The organism is Microbacterium testaceum, assembly GCF_001476285.1.
GTDB lineage: Bacteria > Actinomycetota > Actinomycetes > Actinomycetales > Microbacteriaceae > Microbacterium > Microbacterium testaceum_B.
In genome coordinates, this window is record NZ_LDRU01000066.1 from 21,739 (window position 1) to 35,990 (window position 14,252).

Sequence of the window (14,252 nt, forward strand, 5' to 3'; positions counted from 1 at the left end):
CGCCGGTGAGAACCGGCGCCCTGGCCCCCTGTCTTCCCCCGGAAGTCGATTCCCCAGGAAAGAAGTCATGACCGTCACCGCCACAGAAACGCTCACCACAGCCGAGCGACGCGGGGCTCTGCCCCGCCGCACCTCGGGGCGTCGGCGCGCTCCCCACCGTGTCGAGGCCCGCGGGGCCTGGATCCTCATGGCGCCGTACGCGGCGCTGTTCCTCGTCGCCGCCGCCATCCCCATCTGCTACGCGTTCTGGATCTCGCTCCAGAAGGCGCCGACCATGGTCAACCCGAAGTCCGGGTTCGGCGGCCTGGACGCCTACATCACCGCCGTCACCGACTTCCGGTTCTTCGACACGTTCATCAACATCTTCACGGTCATGATCGTGTGGCTGCCGCTGATGATCGTGGGCATCGTCGGTCTCGCGCTGCTCGTGCACGCGAGCCCCGGGCGCTTCGGCGGCGCGATGCGCTTCGTGTACTTCCTGCCCGGCGCCCTCGCCGGCATCGCCAACTTCGTGCTGTGGGTCTACCTGCTGAACCCCTCGATCTCGCCGATCGCGTTCCTCTGGCAGGGCCTGGGAGTCAACAACCTCAAAGAGGTCACGACGACCGAGAACCTTCCCTGGATCCTCACCGCCATGCTGTTCTTCCAGGGCGTCGGAACGTGGATCGTCATCGTCAACGGGGGCCTGAACGGCATCGCCGAAGAGGTCTTCGAGGCGGCCAAGATCGACGGGGCCAACTCGTGGCAGCTCGCGTGGAGCATCAAGCTCCCGCTCATCCGCCCCTGGATCGGCTACGCCGCGCTGATGAACCTCGCCTACGGCTTCCAGCTGTTCCTCGAGCCCTACCTGCTGCGGCAGATCTCGTCGGGATCGGTGGATGCCGAGTGGGCGCCGACGCAGCTGGGTTACGCGTTCGCCTTCACCAACCGCAACTTCCCGGCCGCCGCGGCGATGTCGATCATCCTGCTGGTGATCACGCTCGCGATCGGCATGTTCATCGTGTTCAAGAGCGGCCTGTTCGGCGAAGAGGAGAAGTCCAAGTGAGCGTCGCGACCCGCACTCCGTCCGGCAACAAGGCCCCGTCGACGCGCTGGAGCGTCGGTCGGGTGTCGCGCATCACGGTGATGCTCGTCGTCGCCGCGATGTTCGTGATCCCGATCGTCGGCTTCATCGCGATGGCCTTCCGCGACCAGGACAACGTCGCCGCCGGAAGCGACGGCTTCCTCGGGCTCGGCGGCCTCTCCTGGGATCACGCGGTCTACAGCTGGTCGCAGATCACCGGCTTCGGCCCCTCGGGGGGCGGACTCTTCCAGCGGTGGATCCTCAACTCCCTGATCCTCGCTGTGGCGGGCGGCATCCTGGCTCTGGTCGCCGCTCTCCCCGCGGGCTACGCGCTCGCCCGACTGCGGTTCCGGTGGCGCAAGGCGTGGCTGTTCGCGACGCTGCTGGCGATGGTCATGCCCAACACGGTCCTGGTCATCCCGCTCTTCCTCGAGGTCAACGCGATCGGCGCCGTGGGGCAGCTCTGGCCCGTGGCGGTCATCATGGGCTTCTTCCCGTTCGGGGTGTACCTCAGCTACATCCACTTCATGACGACCATGCCGCCCGAGCTCGTGGAGGCCGCGCGGATCGACGGACTGGGGGAGCTGGCGATCTTCTTCAAGATCGGCCTGCCGATCTCGAAGCAGGCGATCGCGCTCGTGGCGTTCTTCTCCTTCGTGGCCAACTGGACGAACTTCTTCCTGCCGCTGGCGCTGCTGACCTCGAACCAGCAGAACAAGACGATCTCGATCGGCATCCAGGAGCTCATCGGCGCGAGCCCGCTGTTCAACGCGACCGTGGCCGCGGGGCTCGACGTCAAGCTCTACATGCCGCAGCTGGCGCTCGCGACGGTCATCTCGATGATCCCGCTGCTCATCGTGTTCATCGGGGCGCAGCGCTTCCTCGTGCGCGGGCAGACCGTCGGCGCGGTCAAGGGCTGAGCGCGTGAGCGACCAACCCGAGCGGCATCCCGCCCCGTCGTACACCTTGCGCGCGGTGGAGGACCCGCGTCCCATCGTGATCATCGGCACCGGCGGGATCGTGAAAGACGCCCACCTCCCCGCGTACCGGAAGGCGGGGTTCCCCGTCTGGGGCCTGGTGAACCGCACGGTCGAGCGCGCCCGGGCGCTCGCCGACGAGTACGGCATCGCCCACGTCTTCGGAACGGTCGCCGAGGCGGTGGCCGCGGCGCCCGCCGACGCCGTGTACGACATCGCGCTCATGCCCGAGCAGTACCTCGACGCCCTCGAGGCGCTGCCCGACGGGGCCGCGGTTCTGATCCAGAAGCCGCTCGGACACTCGCTCGCCGAGGGGGTGGCCCTGCGGGACGTCTGTCGACGGAAGGGGCTCGTCGCCGCGGTCAACACGCAGCTGCGCTTCGCCCCCTACATCGCCGAGGCGCGCCGTCTCATCGCGGAGGGGGCCATCGGCGAGGTGTACGACATGCAGGTGCGGGTGGCGGTGGACACCCCGTGGCATCTCTTCCCGCACGTGTTCGGGCTCGACCGCCTCGAGATCACGATGCACAGCGTCCACTACCTCGACCTCGTGCGCTCGTTCTTCGGCGACCCCGACGCGGTCAGCGCGGTGACCGTCCGGCATCCCGAGAAGCCCGAGATCGCCACCACGCGCTCGACGATCCTGATGCGTTACCGGGATCGCCCCCTGCGGGTCACCGTCAGCACGAATCACGACCACGCCTTCGGGCCGGGGCACGAGGAGAGCTTCGTGCAGTGGGAGGGCACGCGCGGGGCGATCCGCGCGCAGATGGGCCTCCTGCTCGACTACCCGGACGGCGGTCCCGATTCGCTCGAGATGGTGCTGCTCGACGAGAAGGATGCCGGGTGGCAGCCCGTCCCCTTCGAGGGGTCGTGGTTCCCCGACGCGTTCATCGGCTCGATGGGTGCCGTGCAGCGCTTCGTCGAGGGGTCGGTGTCGACGCTGCCGACCGCGGTCGACGACGTGCTGCACACCATGGCGGTCGTCGAGGCCGCCTACGCTTCCGCAGACCGAGAGGGCGTCCCCGTGGCCGTCCCCGACCCCCAGGAGAACACGTGAGAAGGTTCGCGTCCGTCATCGGCGTCTCGCCCGAGAACCGCGAGGAGTACGAGCGGTACCACGCCGCCGTCTGGCCCGGCGTGCTCGAGCAGATCACGCGGAGCAACATCCGCAACTACTCGATCTACCGCTACGGCGAGCTGCTCTTCGCGTACTACGAATACGTCGGCGACGACTACGAGGCCGACATGGCGGCCATGGCGGCCGACCCCGAGACGCAGCGCTGGTGGTCGGTGCAAGAACCCCTGCAGAGCCCCGTGCCCGACCGGCGCGAGGGCGAGTGGTGGCACGAGCTCCCCGAGATCTTCCATCTCGACTGACCGCTAGCTGCGGGCGGCCCGATCCATCTGCATCGCGTACGCGCGGGTGAAGGCGGCGCCGCCCGGTCCGCGCAGGACCGTGCGCAGCGCCGCCGTCTTGGCCGCGTGCGCGCCCGGGCCGAGCGCTCGCCCGAGGAACGTGTTGAGCGCGGCCAAGCGGGCCGCGTGCCTCGCCGACGCGAGACGATCGCGCTCCCAGCGGGCGAGCCCGTCCGGTGCGTCCGTCCGCAGCCAGCGCGAGAGCAGCGGGGCGAGGGTCAGCGCGTCGAGCAGCCCGAGGTTCATGCCCTGACCGCCGATCGGGCTGACCTCGTGCGCCGCGTCGCCGACGACGATCACCCGGCCCCGCCGGAGCGCGGGAGCCACGGCGCGGCGGACCCGGAAGGTCGTCGCCGCGGGGATGTCGACGTCGAGCCCGGCGCGGTCGGTGACGGCGCGGCGGAGGAAGGCCGTGGCATCCGGGATCTCGTCGGTGCCCGCCCAGGCCACGAGACGACGGTGACCGTCGGGAAGCGGGAACGACTCGAGCACGCCCGCGCGTTCGAGGTGGACGCGCGCGACGGGACCGCCGGGAGCGACGACGTCGGCCATCGCGTACCGGTCGGGGTACTCATGCGTGCGCACGGCGCCGGGGCGGTAGACGAGTTCTCTCCCCGCCCACCCGGATGCCACGACGACGAACCGGGCCCGGATCTCCTCGTCGCCGTGCGGGCCTACGGCTCGTGCGCGCACCGACGCGCCGTCGTCGATCAGCGCCGTGACGGCGACCCCGCGCCGGACCGGCGGAGCGAGCCGGGTGAGGACGTCGACCGTGTCGGCCTGCGGGAGCGCGGCGACGTACGGGTGCCGCGCGCGCAGCCGGTCGAAGCGGATCTCGGCCAGCAGCCGCCCGTCGGCGCGCGCCTCGCCGCGTTCGATGCGCACCGCTCGCGCGAGCAGCTCGTCCGTCGCGCCCGAGGCCTCGAGGTGCGCGAGGGCGGGGGAGTGGATGCCGATGGCCCGCGTCCCCCCGCCGATCGCCGTCCGCTTCTCCACGACGTCGACCTCGACCGCCCGCGCGCGCAGGTCGGCGGCGAGGGCGAGACCGACCGGGCCCGCCCCGACGACGAGGACCTCAGGCATCCGCGCGTCCTCTCGCGACGGCGAGCACCCGGAAGGGCGCGGGGGTCTCGACGCGCCACGGCGAGCCGAGGGCCTCGGCCAGTTCGGGCGCGCGGTGGCTGCGGCGGATGGAGCGGAGCCCGTCGACCCGCAGGAAGGTTCCCGCCGACAGGGGGGCGATGCCCACGGCGTACAGCGCGTAGGCGAGGCGGCCGCGGGCGATGTCGGCGTGCAGCACGGGCCCGCGCGACAGGGTGAGCGAGTCGTCGGCGAACTGCTGCAGTGCCCCGGCGTCGAGATGGTGCAGGACGTGGTTCGACAGCACGAGGTCGAAGCACTCGCCGGCGTCGATCAGCGCGCGCGACCCCTGGGCGACGAAGCGGACCCCGGGGCGTTCCCTCTCGCGTGCCGCCTCGAACGCCCGGGGATCGGGGTCGGCCCCCACCCACTCGACATCGAGGCCGTCGCGCGCGGCGAGGGTCGCGAGGCGAACCACCACGTCGCCGCCGCCGCACCCGAGGTCGAGCACGCGGGCGGGGCGACCGAGCGCCCGCAGCTCGGGGCGCACGCGCGAGCGGTACACGTGACCCCACGCCGACACGAGCCGATTCACGAGGCCGAACCGGCGGTACGTCGCGGCGAGGGCGCGGGGGTCGCAGTCGGGGTCGTCCATCAGCTCGGTGAGGGCGGTGTCGCGCTCGGCGAGCCCTCGCCACGCTCCCGGTGCGCGGGTCACGGCCGCCGCAGCGTCAGGCGCGCCGCCTCCACCGTGAGTCCCGGGCCGAAGGCCAGCGCGGCCACGCGGTCGCCGTCGTCGCGCGAGGGGTCGGCGAGGAGGTCGCGCAGGATGAACAGCAGGGTCGCGCTCGACATGTTGCCGTGCGCGCGCAGGACCTCCCGCGAGGGCGCGAGGGCGCTGGCATCCAGATCCAGGGCGCTCTCGACGCGGTCGAGGATGCTGCGACCCCCGGGATGAACGGCCCACGCGTCGACCCCGTCGAGGTCGCCGACCACGTCGGCGGCGATACCGACGATCTCTCGGCCGATGATGCGCGGGACCTCGGGCGTCAGCGTCATCTCGAAGCCCGAGTCGCCGACGGTCCACGCCATGTCTCGTTCGCCTTCGCCCGTGAGGTGGGTGGCGAAGCCGTCGAGGTCGAAGCCCTCGTGCCCGGGATCTTCGGATGCCACGACCGCCGCCGCGGCACCGTCGGCGAACACCGAGGCGGCGACGATCTGATCGGGGTGCGACGAGGTCTGCCAGTGCAGCGAGCACAGCTCGGCGCACGCCACCAGCACGACGGCGTCGGCGTCGGCGGCGACGATGCGCGCGGCCAGGCGCAGCGCGGGGATCGCCGCGGCGCACCCGATGAATCCGAGGTGGTACCGCTCGACCGTGGTGGCGAGACCCAGGTCGCGGACGAGCCGGTAGTCGGGGCCGGGCGCGAACATCCCGGTGCACGAGACGGTCACGACGTGGGTGATGGCATCCGGCGTTCGTCCCGACCCGGCGATCGCGGCGCGCGAGGCCTGAGCGAACAGAGGGGGAGCGGCGCGGCGGTACTCGTCGTTGCGGGCGCCCGTCGGCGGCATGAGGAGGGTGTCGCCGTCGCGGACACCGAGGGCTCCGCCGCCCTCGCCGGCGAGCTGGGGGAGGACGACGTGCCGCGTGTCGATCGCCGCCGCGTCGAAGGCCGCGCCGACCAGCCGCTGCGCTTTCCGGTCGAACCCGGGCTGGGCCGCGAAGAGGTCGCGGAGCGTGGCCTGGTCGACGCGCGTCTCGGGCAGGGCCGTGCCGATCGAGAGGATGCGCGCGGTCATGCCTCACTGTAGACACGCTTTCCCGGGTCGGCTGCGGGGATGGCGCGGGTGTCGCCCGCCGTCTATGGTGCGGCGCGGCGCCTGCGCGTCCCTCTCTCTCCCTCCCCCTTGAGGCGTGAGTGTCCAGAACACCCGGACGTTCGGAAAACTCGTCCGGGTGTTTTGGACACTCAGCGCCGGGACGGCACCTCGCGCGACCCGACCCGGTTACGCGGCGACGGCGTCCCGGAGCAGCAGGCCCGAAAGGGCCTCACGGTAGTCGTCGACCATCCGGCGTCGGTCGAGACGACCCCGCGCCCGGATCGCGGCGGCGCGGAGCGCGCCACGGTGGGCGAGGGCGTGCTCCCAGGTGTCCGCGATCGCGTCCGCGTCGCGCGGCGTGACGAGGCCGAAGCCCTCGACGACGCGAGCGGCGTCGCCGACGTCGGTGGTCACGGGGACGGCCCCGGATGCCGCCCCCTCGGCCAGGCAGAGCGGTGAGGCCTCGCCGAAGGCGCTGGTGAGGGCGACGACGTCGGCCACGCGGTAGAGCTGGGGCATGTCCTCGCGGAGCCCGAGTGAGTGAAGGTGCGTCCCGTCCGCGAGGCGGCTCTCGGCGACGAGGGAGGCGAAACCGGTGTTGTCGCGGGTCATCCCCGATCCGCACATCACGTAGTGCGTGTCGGGGAAGCGCCGCGCGTGCCGCGCCACCGCCGCGAGGAAGAGACCCGGATCCTTCATCGCGTCGAACCGCGCCGCCAGCAGCACGACGTGCGCCGACTCCGGGATGCCGAGACCCGCGCGGATCCGTCGACGCTCGAGCCGCGTCCCCGGCCGGAACCGCCGTGTGTCGATGCCGTTGTCGATGATCCACGCCTCGCCGGCGGCGACACCGGCGCGGGCGTACGCGTCGGACGTGGAGGCGGCGCACGAGATGGTCGCCGACACGATGCCGGCGGCCGCGGCATCCGTCAGCCATCCCAGGGCCGGTCCCGAGTGAGCGGGGTCGGAGCGGTGCAGGCACGCGGCCGTCGGACGAACGGGCAGCAGACCCGCCTGATCGAGCGCGAGGACGAGGCTCAGGGGCTGCTCCTTCAGCGACAGCACGATGTCCGCCTCGTCGAAGAGAGCGGCGGCGTGGTCGAGCTCGGCGGCGCTGAACGCATCGGGCGTGATCGGTCGATCGCCGGCGATGCGGTCGAACGTCGTGATCCCGACACCCGCGTCGCGGAGCCGGTGGTATCTCGCGTCGTCCCGGGCGTCCTGCACCGAGCCGTCGCGACGGGCCGCGGAGGTGAGCGACAGGACGTGATGCTCCTGGCCGCCGGTCGTCGCGAGGCTCGCGACGACGTCGGAGTGCAGGATCCGCGCCCCTCCGGCGAAGAATCCTTCGTAGAGCGACAGCACGCGCACGGGTCGAGTCATGGGATCGCCTTCCGGGGGAGGGGCGCCGCGTCGTCTGACGCGGTTGTCTCATGCTGAAGGCTCGACCCCGGGCTGCGGGTTACGCCTCGAAGACCATCGTGTGAACGACGGGACACCCGGGGTCGGCACGGGAGCGGCGCGTGGATCGTCCGTCGGGTCGAGGCGTCGGCACGACCGGTTTTACCCGGCGCGGCGTGACGAAAGGGACTGGGCGGGGATGAGTACGATGTACGGTCGTGTCGTCGTCACCCGATTCGCCATCCGGCTCCGCCCCGGATTCACCGATGGGCCGCGCCCTGCTCGCCTACGGCGAGGCGCGTCGCACCGCGGTGGCCGAGGCGCGTCGAGAGCTGTCGTTGAACGAACTCGACGCTCGCGCCCTGCTCTTCGTCGTCGACAACCCGGGCGCACGTCCCTCGGACGTGCGCGACCACCTCGGCATCACCTCCGCCGGCGTGACGACGCTGATCGATCGACTGGTGCAGCGCGGTGCGGTGCGTCGCGACCTCGACACCGAGGATCGTCGGGTGAACCACATCACGGCGATCATCGACCTCGACGCGTACCCCTGGTCGCTGCTGCGCGCTTTCGACCGGTCGATCGAGCGGGCGATCGCGGCGCTCGATCCGGACGAGAGCGCGCGAGTCGCGCACATTCTCGAACGCGTCGTCGCCGAGGCCACGCGAGCGGACTGACGACCCTTACTGCCCCGCGAGGAATGCTTCGGAGCGCGCCTGCAGGAAGGAGCAGAGCGCCGAGAGCATCGCGAGTTCTCCTGACAGGGCGAGCACCTTCCCGGCGGGCAGGGGAGCGGCGTTCTCGCGCGGCTCGAAGGTCACGGCCCAGTCCGTCGATCCGGCCGCAGCGCCGGGGGCCACGAAGAACGTCGTCGAGACGCTGCGCAGTTGCGCCGCGATCAGTCCTCGATCCAGATCGTCGTCCAGATCCTGAGGAATGACCCGCAGGATGTCGGCGTCGTGGTACCCCAGGGCTCGGAAATCGTCGACCCACGATTGCAGAGTCGCCATGGTGCGGAAGGTCATTCGGCATCCCGTCGATCGATGGCCGCCGGAACGCGCGCCTCACCAATTATGCGACCCGCCGTATCGGTCGCGGGTCGAGAGACCACGACCTGCGCGCAACCGCTGCCCCACGGCTGCGCTGGCTCGTTTCTTGCCGGCGACCGGGAACGATACGGTGAAAGGATCCCCCGGCATCCTTTCTCGCCGATATCCCCCCGATGTCCTGAGAGCGATCCCACGCACATTTCGCGTGAGAAAGCAACGGTGTTGCCGCACGTTTCCGGACGATTTAGGAAAGCCCCGTGGAGCATACGAACATCGAGACCAGGGATGCCGCCATCGTCGAAGAGATGTGGCAGACGGTCGTTCCGGGGGCTCGTATCTCGCGCGCCGACGCCATTCAGCCCGCATTGAACTGGCACGCCGTCTCGGATACGGGATTCGCCTTCTGCGATTACACGATCGGATCGACCATGCTCGTCGAGTCCGACCCTCTCGATCAGGTCGTCGTGGGACGGATCGCGGGGTCGCGCGTGGCGGGGACGTATCGCCGTGAACGCATCGACACGGCGGTCCCCTTCATGGTCGTCGATCGCCCACTCGAGGTCGCCTTCACCGGACGCATCGTCGGGACCGCTGTCTCGTTCTCGCGCTCCGACTTCGAGGACGGCGCGCGTCGGCTTTCGGGTGATGAGGGACTCCGGGTCCGCGCGACCGGGTACGCCCCGGTCAGCGAGCAGCGCCTGCGGTACTGGACGCGCACGTGGGAGTACGCGAGGGACGTCCTTCTGCGCTCCCCCGAGCGAACCCCCCTGATTCAGCAGCAGGCGCGGATGCTCATGCTCGAGGCGGCGCTGCTCACCTTCCCCACGACCTTCACCGATGCGCTCGCCGCGGGCCGCCCCGCCCGCCCGCTGCCGGCACCCGTGCGCCGCGCGAAGGCGTACATCGAAGCCCACGCGGCGGAGTCGGTCGTTCTGGCCGACATCGCCGCCGCGGCCCGGCTGTCGCCTCGCGGCTTGCAGTATGCCTTCCGGGCCTCCACCGGACGCACCCCGATGCAGTACCTACGGCGTGTGCGCCTGGACGCGGCGCGCGCCGATCTGCGCAGCGCCGACCCGTCCGTCGACACGGTCGCGGCAATCGCGGCGCGCTGGGGCTTCTCCAATCTCGGTCGCTTCGCCGCGATGTACCGCGGGGAGTTCGGCGAGACGCCGTCGACGACGCTGCGCTCCTGAGCGGCTCAGGTCATCGGGGAGGGCAGCACCGGACTGTTCGCGGTGAGCCGCGCGAGCACGCGGTGCGCGAGCTTCATGAACTCGGTCGTCGCCGGGGAGACGGTTCCGCCGCGCCGTGTGATGAAGGCGTAGTGCTCGTTGACGGGCGGTGCGAGCGTCGTCCAATGCAACCCGCGCTCCGCGATGACGGATCGCCCCACGTGGTACGACACGAGCGAGTCGCCGACGTCCTGCGCCGCCAGCTCGAGCGCGTGGGTCTGGAACTCGACCTCGATGATCGGCTGCATGCCTAGTCCGGCGGCTTGCGCGCGCTGCAGGATGGAGACACGCAAAGGATCATCCTGTGACCAGCGGGCTTCGGAAAGGATGAGGGGGCGGGTGGCCAGGGCCTCGATCGCGACCGGCGCGGCGGTGTGTGCGGGGTTTCGGGAGACGTAGACCACCTGATCGACGAACACGCTTTGCGAGACGACGAGGTCCCGATCGTTCACCGGGAGTTGCACCAGACCTGCCTCGAGATCGCCCCCGCGGACCGCGTCGGCGACCTCGGACGAGTTCAACCCCGTCACGCGGATCCGCACGCCGGGATGCTGAGCGTGGAACTCTCGGATGAGGTCGGTCAAGAGGTACAGATGCGCGCTGTTGAACGTGCCGAACGACACCGTGCCTTCTTCGAGGCTCTTCACTCGGCGGCCGAAGTCGGCGAGCTCGACGACGTCGTTGACCGCGCGCTCCGCCAGTGGCAGGAGCTGTCGTCCCGCGTCGGTGAGAGTGAGTCGGCGCGCCGTGCGGCTGAAAAGGCGCAGGCCGAGGTTCTGTTCGAGTGCCGCTATCTGCTCGGACAGGCTCGGCTGCGCGATGTGATGTTCGGCCGATGCGGCGGCGAATGTGCCGACGCGCGCGGCCGTCACGAAGTATTCGAGTTGACGCACGGTGGGCAATGGCATGACTTCGCCTCCAAGGTTTTACCTGTGCTCACCATAGCGAAACAAGCCTGGCTCTTATCTCGAGGCGCTGGTGCACTGGATCCACGTCATCACCGACAGGAACGGAGACAGTGCATGCACGGAACGGCGGGTATCGCCCTCATCACGGGTGCCGCGAGCGGCATGGGCGCTAGCGCGGCTGCATTGTTCCTTCAGCGCGGGTACCGCGTGCTGGGCGTCGACGTCGCGTCCACGTCGGCACCCCGGGGGTTCGAGGCGTCGTACGTCTCGGTGGTCGCCGATGTGCGGTCCCGCTCCGCGCTCGAAGCGGCGATCGGCGACGCCCTCGAACTGCAGGACGCCGTCGACGTGGTCGCGAACATCGCCGGGATCTACCCGCCGACCACCCTGGACACCTACGACGAGGCCACTTTCCATCGCATCTTCGACATCAACGTCCTCGGCATCCTGAACGTCATCGCCGCAGCCCGCCCGCGTCTGTCGCGCGGAGCCTCGATCGTCAACTTCGCCTCGGTCGACGCGTTCGAGGTGTCGCGCGGGCAGCTGCTCTACGGAGCCTCCAAGGCGGCGGTGGTCATGCTGACCAAGTCCCTCGCGCTCGAGCTCGCGCCCGACGGCATCCGCGTCAACGGCATCGCTCCGGGCTGGGTGGCCACCCCCGGCAACGCCGCGACGGGGCGGATGGATGCCGCGGCGGCATCCATCCCGCTCGGACGCGTGGCGCAGCCCGAGGAGATCGCGGCGTGGGTGTGGCTCATCTCGCAGCCGGACTACGGCGCCTTCCTCACGGGCGAGACCATCGTGCTCTCGGGTGGGGACGTGATGCGCTGATGCACGGCCTCGTCGTCGTGACCGGAGCAGCCCGCGGGCAGGGTGCCGCGCACGCGCGCCTGCTCGCCGAGCACCGGTACGCCGTCCTCGTTGCGGACGTCCTCGACGCCGAGGGCGAGCACACCGCGGAGAGCCTCGGCGCGAGCGGGGCCACCGTCACCTACCGGCACCTCGACGTCACGTCCGAGGCGGACTGGGGCAGTCTCGCCGAGGAGATCCGTTCGAGCGAAGTCCCCCTGCGGGGTCTGGTGAACAACGCCGGCGTCCTGCGTCACCGCCCCCTCGCCGACACCTCCCTCGACGAGTGGGAGCTGCAGATGGCGGTGAACGCGCGCAGCGCGTTCCTCGGCATCCGTGCCCTCGCCCCGTTGCTCGTCGACGGGGGATCCATCGTGAACGTCTCGTCGACGGCCGCCCTCGTCGGATCGTCCGGCTACGCCGCGTACTCGGCGTCGAAGGCCGCGCTCCTCGGACTCACGCGCACCGCCGCAGTGGAACTCGCTCCACGCGTGCGCGTCAACGCCGTCTGCCCCGGCGGCGTCGCCACGGCGATGAACGAGGACGAACCCGCCGGCGGGTCGAGCTCGACCGCACCGCTGGGTCGTCGCGCCAGGGCCGACGAGATCTCCCCTCTCGTGGCCTACCTCGTGGGCGAGGACGCCGCGTTCGTGACCGGCTCCGTCCTGACCATCGACGGCGGCCTGACCGCCGCCTGAGACCTGCACCACCCCGTCACCCGACCCGAAGGAACAGCACCATGACCCGAACCATGCCCCGTCGCTCCGCCCGTGTTCTCGTCCTCCTCGCCGCCTCCGGTCTCGCCCTCGCCGGCTGCGCCTCCGCGGCTCCCGCGTCGACGGTCGCGGCGGACTGCACCCCCGCCGACGAGGGGCTGACGACCTTCACCGCCGGAACCCTCACCGTCGGCGTCCCCGAGAACCCGCCGTACACCGAGACCGACGGCTCCGGCGGCGCCTCCGGCATCGAGATCGACATCATCAAGAAGCTCGCCGACGCCGAGTGCCTCGCCGTCAGCTACGTGCCCATCACCTACGCCAACGGCATCCCGATGATCACGGAGCAGAAGAAGACCGACATCATCACCGGTGGCTGGTACGTCACGCCCAAGCGTGCCGAGCAGGTCGGTTTCACCACTCCGACGATGTACGACACCATGGGCGTCGTCTCGAAGGACGGCATCGACACCGTCGACGAGCTCGAGACGGTCGGAACGGTCGGCACCGGCACGGGCTTCTCGTGGAACGAGGAGCTGGCGCCCCTGCTCGGCAGCAAGCTGCAGCAGTACCCCGGCACGGTCGAGATGAAGCAGGACCTCGTCGCCGGGCGTATCCAGGCCGCGCTCGACGGGTACGCCGTCGCGGTGGCCGCCTACGCCGACACCGACTACAAGGTCGAGCCCATCCAGGCGGATCCCCGCGTGTCGATCACCCAGACCAAGCCCCTGATCGCGTTCCCCGTGTCGAAGGACAACACCGCTCTCTCCGACGCCCTCAGCGCGCTCATCGACCAGTACCGCACCGACGGCACTCTCGCCGATCTGCTGGCGACATACAAGCTGCCGGCCGACCTGCTGGTGCCCGCCGACGTCGCGGCGACCTCCATTCGATGACCCGCCGGGGCGCCCGCCGTGCGCGGGCGCCCCGCTTCCTCCGAGAGGCACCCCATGCCCCAGCTGATCACCGAGGCCAACGAGCTCGCCACCGCGGGCGTCACCATCTCGCACCTGTCGAAGAGCTTCGGCACCAACCTCGTGCTCGACGACATCTCCATGACCGTCGCCCCCGGAAGCGTCACGGCGCTGATCGGACCCTCGGGCTCGGGCAAGAGCACGCTGCTGCGCTGCGTCAACCTGCTCGAGCAGCCCGATCGGGGGTCGATCACGGTCGGCTCGACGACCATCGAGGCCGGGGCCAAGGTCACCGATCGCACCCTGCTCGCGCTGCGCCGACAGGTGGGCATGGTGTTCCAGTCCTTCAACCTGTTCCCCCACATGACGGTGCTGCGCAACGTCGCCTACCCGCAGGAGAGGATCCTCGGCCGCTCCCGCGCGGAGGCCGAGGAGCGCGCGCTCACGCTGCTGGAGCGCGTGGGCCTGCGCGACAAAGCGCAGCAGCACCCCGGTCGCTGTTCCGGCGGCCAGCAGCAGCGGATCGCGATCGTCCGGGCACTCGCGCTGAACCCCCGCGCCATGCTGTTCGACGAGCCCACGAGCGCCCTCGATCCCGAGGTCGGCGTCGAGGTCCTCGCCGTGATGCGCGAGCTCGCCGACAGCGGGATGACGATGATCGTCGTCACCCACGAGATGCAGTTCGCGCGCGACGTGTCCGACCACCTCGTGGTGATGGCCGACGGCCACATCATCGAGGAGGGAGACCCTCGCGCGATCATGGCCGCGCCGCGCGAGGAGCGTACGCGCCGCTTCCTCTCGGCCGTCCTGGAGCGCTGAC

The 14,252-nt window shown here is 70.6% G+C and carries 16 protein-coding genes; 10 read left to right on the plus strand and 6 right to left on the minus strand.

The genetic code is table 11. The features are described 5' to 3' along the window. Window positions 1-67 precede the first annotated feature (67 nt). The 4 genes from NS283_RS11905 to NS283_RS11920 are packed head-to-tail and all read left to right on the plus strand — an operon-like array spanning window position 68 to window position 3,420. On the plus strand, window positions 68-1,045 hold the full coding sequence (locus tag NS283_RS11905) for a carbohydrate ABC transporter permease (RefSeq protein WP_058597082.1): 978 nt from the start codon (window positions 68-70) through the stop codon (window positions 1,043-1,045). Next, window positions 1,042-1,983: a carbohydrate ABC transporter permease gene (locus tag NS283_RS11910; RefSeq protein ID WP_058597083.1), complete on the plus strand. Its 942-nt coding sequence runs from the start codon at window positions 1,042-1,044 to the stop codon at window positions 1,981-1,983. Before NS283_RS11905 ends, NS283_RS11910 begins: the two co-directional genes overlap by 4 nt. A 4-nt stretch (window positions 1,984-1,987) precedes the next feature. Next, window positions 1,988-3,100, plus strand: a complete 1,113-nt coding sequence (locus NS283_RS11915; protein ID WP_081317409.1) for a Gfo/Idh/MocA family protein — start codon at window positions 1,988-1,990, stop codon at window positions 3,098-3,100. Next, window positions 3,097-3,420 carry an L-rhamnose mutarotase gene (locus NS283_RS11920; protein ID WP_013585670.1) on the plus strand — a complete coding sequence of 108 codons (324 nt, stop codon included), beginning with the start codon at window positions 3,097-3,099 and terminating at the stop codon, window positions 3,418-3,420. The genes NS283_RS11915 and NS283_RS11920 overlap by 4 nt, the downstream gene beginning before the upstream one ends. 3 nt (window positions 3,421-3,423) lie before the next feature. On the opposite strand, the gene NS283_RS11925 is transcribed toward NS283_RS11920, so the two are convergent. The 4 genes from NS283_RS11925 to NS283_RS11940 all read right to left on the minus strand — a co-directional run bounded on the left by NS283_RS11925 (window position 3,424) and on the right by NS283_RS11940 (window position 7,746). Next, the gene (locus NS283_RS11925) at window positions 3,424-4,542 is read right to left on the minus strand and encodes an FAD-dependent oxidoreductase (RefSeq protein ID WP_058597084.1); all 1,119 of its coding nucleotides are present in this window, start codon (window positions 4,540-4,542) and stop codon (window positions 3,424-3,426) included. Next, window positions 4,535-5,257, minus strand: a complete 723-nt coding sequence (locus NS283_RS11930) for a methyltransferase domain-containing protein (protein WP_081317410.1) — start codon at window positions 5,255-5,257, stop codon at window positions 4,535-4,537. Before NS283_RS11930 ends, NS283_RS11925 begins: the two co-directional genes overlap by 8 nt. Further along, window positions 5,254-6,342, minus strand: a complete 1,089-nt coding sequence (locus NS283_RS11935; RefSeq protein ID WP_058597085.1) for a type III polyketide synthase — start codon at window positions 6,340-6,342, stop codon at window positions 5,254-5,256. The genes NS283_RS11930 and NS283_RS11935 overlap by 4 nt, the downstream gene beginning before the upstream one ends. A 207-nt stretch (window positions 6,343-6,549) precedes the next feature. Continuing rightward, window positions 6,550-7,746: a glycosyltransferase gene (locus NS283_RS11940; RefSeq protein WP_058597086.1), complete on the minus strand. Its 1,197-nt coding sequence runs from the start codon at window positions 7,744-7,746 to the stop codon at window positions 6,550-6,552. Window positions 7,747-8,030: 284 nt separating this feature from the next. Between NS283_RS11940 and NS283_RS11945 the strand changes: the two genes are divergently transcribed. Beyond that, window positions 8,031-8,441, plus strand: coding sequence for a MarR family winged helix-turn-helix transcriptional regulator (locus tag NS283_RS11945; RefSeq protein ID WP_241490589.1), 411 nt, complete (start codon window positions 8,031-8,033; stop codon window positions 8,439-8,441). Window positions 8,442-8,447: 6 nt separating this feature from the next. Here the strand turns inward: NS283_RS11945 and NS283_RS11950 are convergent, their stop codons facing one another. Beyond that, window positions 8,448-8,789: a hypothetical protein gene (locus NS283_RS11950; RefSeq protein WP_058597088.1), complete on the minus strand. Its 342-nt coding sequence runs from the start codon at window positions 8,787-8,789 to the stop codon at window positions 8,448-8,450. Window positions 8,790-9,070: 281 nt separating this feature from the next. Here NS283_RS11950 and NS283_RS11955 point away from each other — a divergent pair, with 281 nt between their 5' ends. Then, window positions 9,071-10,006 carry an AraC family transcriptional regulator gene (locus NS283_RS11955; protein WP_058597089.1) on the plus strand — a complete coding sequence of 312 codons (936 nt, stop codon included), beginning with the start codon at window positions 9,071-9,073 and terminating at the stop codon, window positions 10,004-10,006. 5 nt (window positions 10,007-10,011) lie between these two features. Here NS283_RS11955 and NS283_RS11960 read toward each other — a convergent pair whose 3' ends face one another. Beyond that, window positions 10,012-10,953: a LysR family transcriptional regulator gene (locus NS283_RS11960; RefSeq protein WP_058597090.1), complete on the minus strand. Its 942-nt coding sequence runs from the start codon at window positions 10,951-10,953 to the stop codon at window positions 10,012-10,014. A gap of 114 nt (window positions 10,954-11,067) precedes the next feature. Here NS283_RS11960 and NS283_RS11965 point away from each other — a divergent pair, with 114 nt between their 5' ends. From NS283_RS11965 to NS283_RS11980, 4 genes are read left to right on the plus strand one after another with little or no spacing between them, the layout of a single operon-like run. Beyond that, complete coding sequence (locus NS283_RS11965) at window positions 11,068-11,784, plus strand: SDR family NAD(P)-dependent oxidoreductase (protein WP_058597091.1); 717 nt, start codon at window positions 11,068-11,070, stop codon at window positions 11,782-11,784. Further along, the gene (locus tag NS283_RS11970; RefSeq protein ID WP_058597092.1) at window positions 11,784-12,500 is read left to right on the plus strand and encodes an SDR family NAD(P)-dependent oxidoreductase; all 717 of its coding nucleotides are present in this window, start codon (window positions 11,784-11,786) and stop codon (window positions 12,498-12,500) included. The genes NS283_RS11965 and NS283_RS11970 overlap by 1 nt, the downstream gene beginning before the upstream one ends. A 41-nt stretch (window positions 12,501-12,541) precedes the next feature. Beyond that, window positions 12,542-13,414, plus strand: coding sequence for a substrate-binding periplasmic protein (locus tag NS283_RS11975; protein ID WP_058597093.1), 873 nt, complete (start codon window positions 12,542-12,544; stop codon window positions 13,412-13,414). A 54-nt stretch (window positions 13,415-13,468) separates the two neighbouring features. After that, entirely contained in the window at window positions 13,469-14,251 is a 783-nt protein-coding gene (locus tag NS283_RS11980) for an amino acid ABC transporter ATP-binding protein (RefSeq protein WP_153003353.1), read from the plus strand. Window position 14,252 lies beyond the last annotated feature (1 nt).

Excerpts from the sequence above, each read along its gene's own strand:
- NS283_RS11945 (WP_241490589.1), top strand. The coding sequence starts at position 8,031 with ATGGGCCGCGCCCTGCTCGCCTACGGCGAGGCGCGTCGCACCGCGGTG.
- NS283_RS11940 (WP_058597086.1), bottom strand. The coding sequence starts at position 7,746 with ATGACTCGACCCGTGCGCGTGCTGTCGCTCTACGAAGGATTCTTCGCC.
- NS283_RS11965 (WP_058597091.1), top strand. The coding sequence starts at position 11,068 with ATGCACGGAACGGCGGGTATCGCCCTCATCACGGGTGCCGCGAGCGGC.
- NS283_RS11935 (WP_058597085.1), bottom strand. The coding sequence starts at position 6,342 with ATGACCGCGCGCATCCTCTCGATCGGCACGGCCCTGCCCGAGACGCGC.
- NS283_RS11975 (WP_058597093.1), top strand. The coding sequence starts at position 12,542 with ATGACCCGAACCATGCCCCGTCGCTCCGCCCGTGTTCTCGTCCTCCTC.
- NS283_RS11925 (WP_058597084.1), bottom strand. The coding sequence starts at position 4,542 with ATGCCTGAGGTCCTCGTCGTCGGGGCGGGCCCGGTCGGTCTCGCCCTC.
- NS283_RS11960 (WP_058597090.1), bottom strand. The coding sequence starts at position 10,953 with ATGCCATTGCCCACCGTGCGTCAACTCGAATACTTCGTGACGGCCGCG.
- NS283_RS11970 (WP_058597092.1), top strand. The coding sequence starts at position 11,784 with ATGCACGGCCTCGTCGTCGTGACCGGAGCAGCCCGCGGGCAGGGTGCC.
- NS283_RS11905 (WP_058597082.1), top strand. The coding sequence starts at position 68 with ATGACCGTCACCGCCACAGAAACGCTCACCACAGCCGAGCGACGCGGG.
- NS283_RS11980 (WP_153003353.1), top strand. The coding sequence starts at position 13,469 with ATGCCCCAGCTGATCACCGAGGCCAACGAGCTCGCCACCGCGGGCGTC.
- NS283_RS11950 (WP_058597088.1), bottom strand. The coding sequence starts at position 8,789 with ATGACCTTCCGCACCATGGCGACTCTGCAATCGTGGGTCGACGATTTC.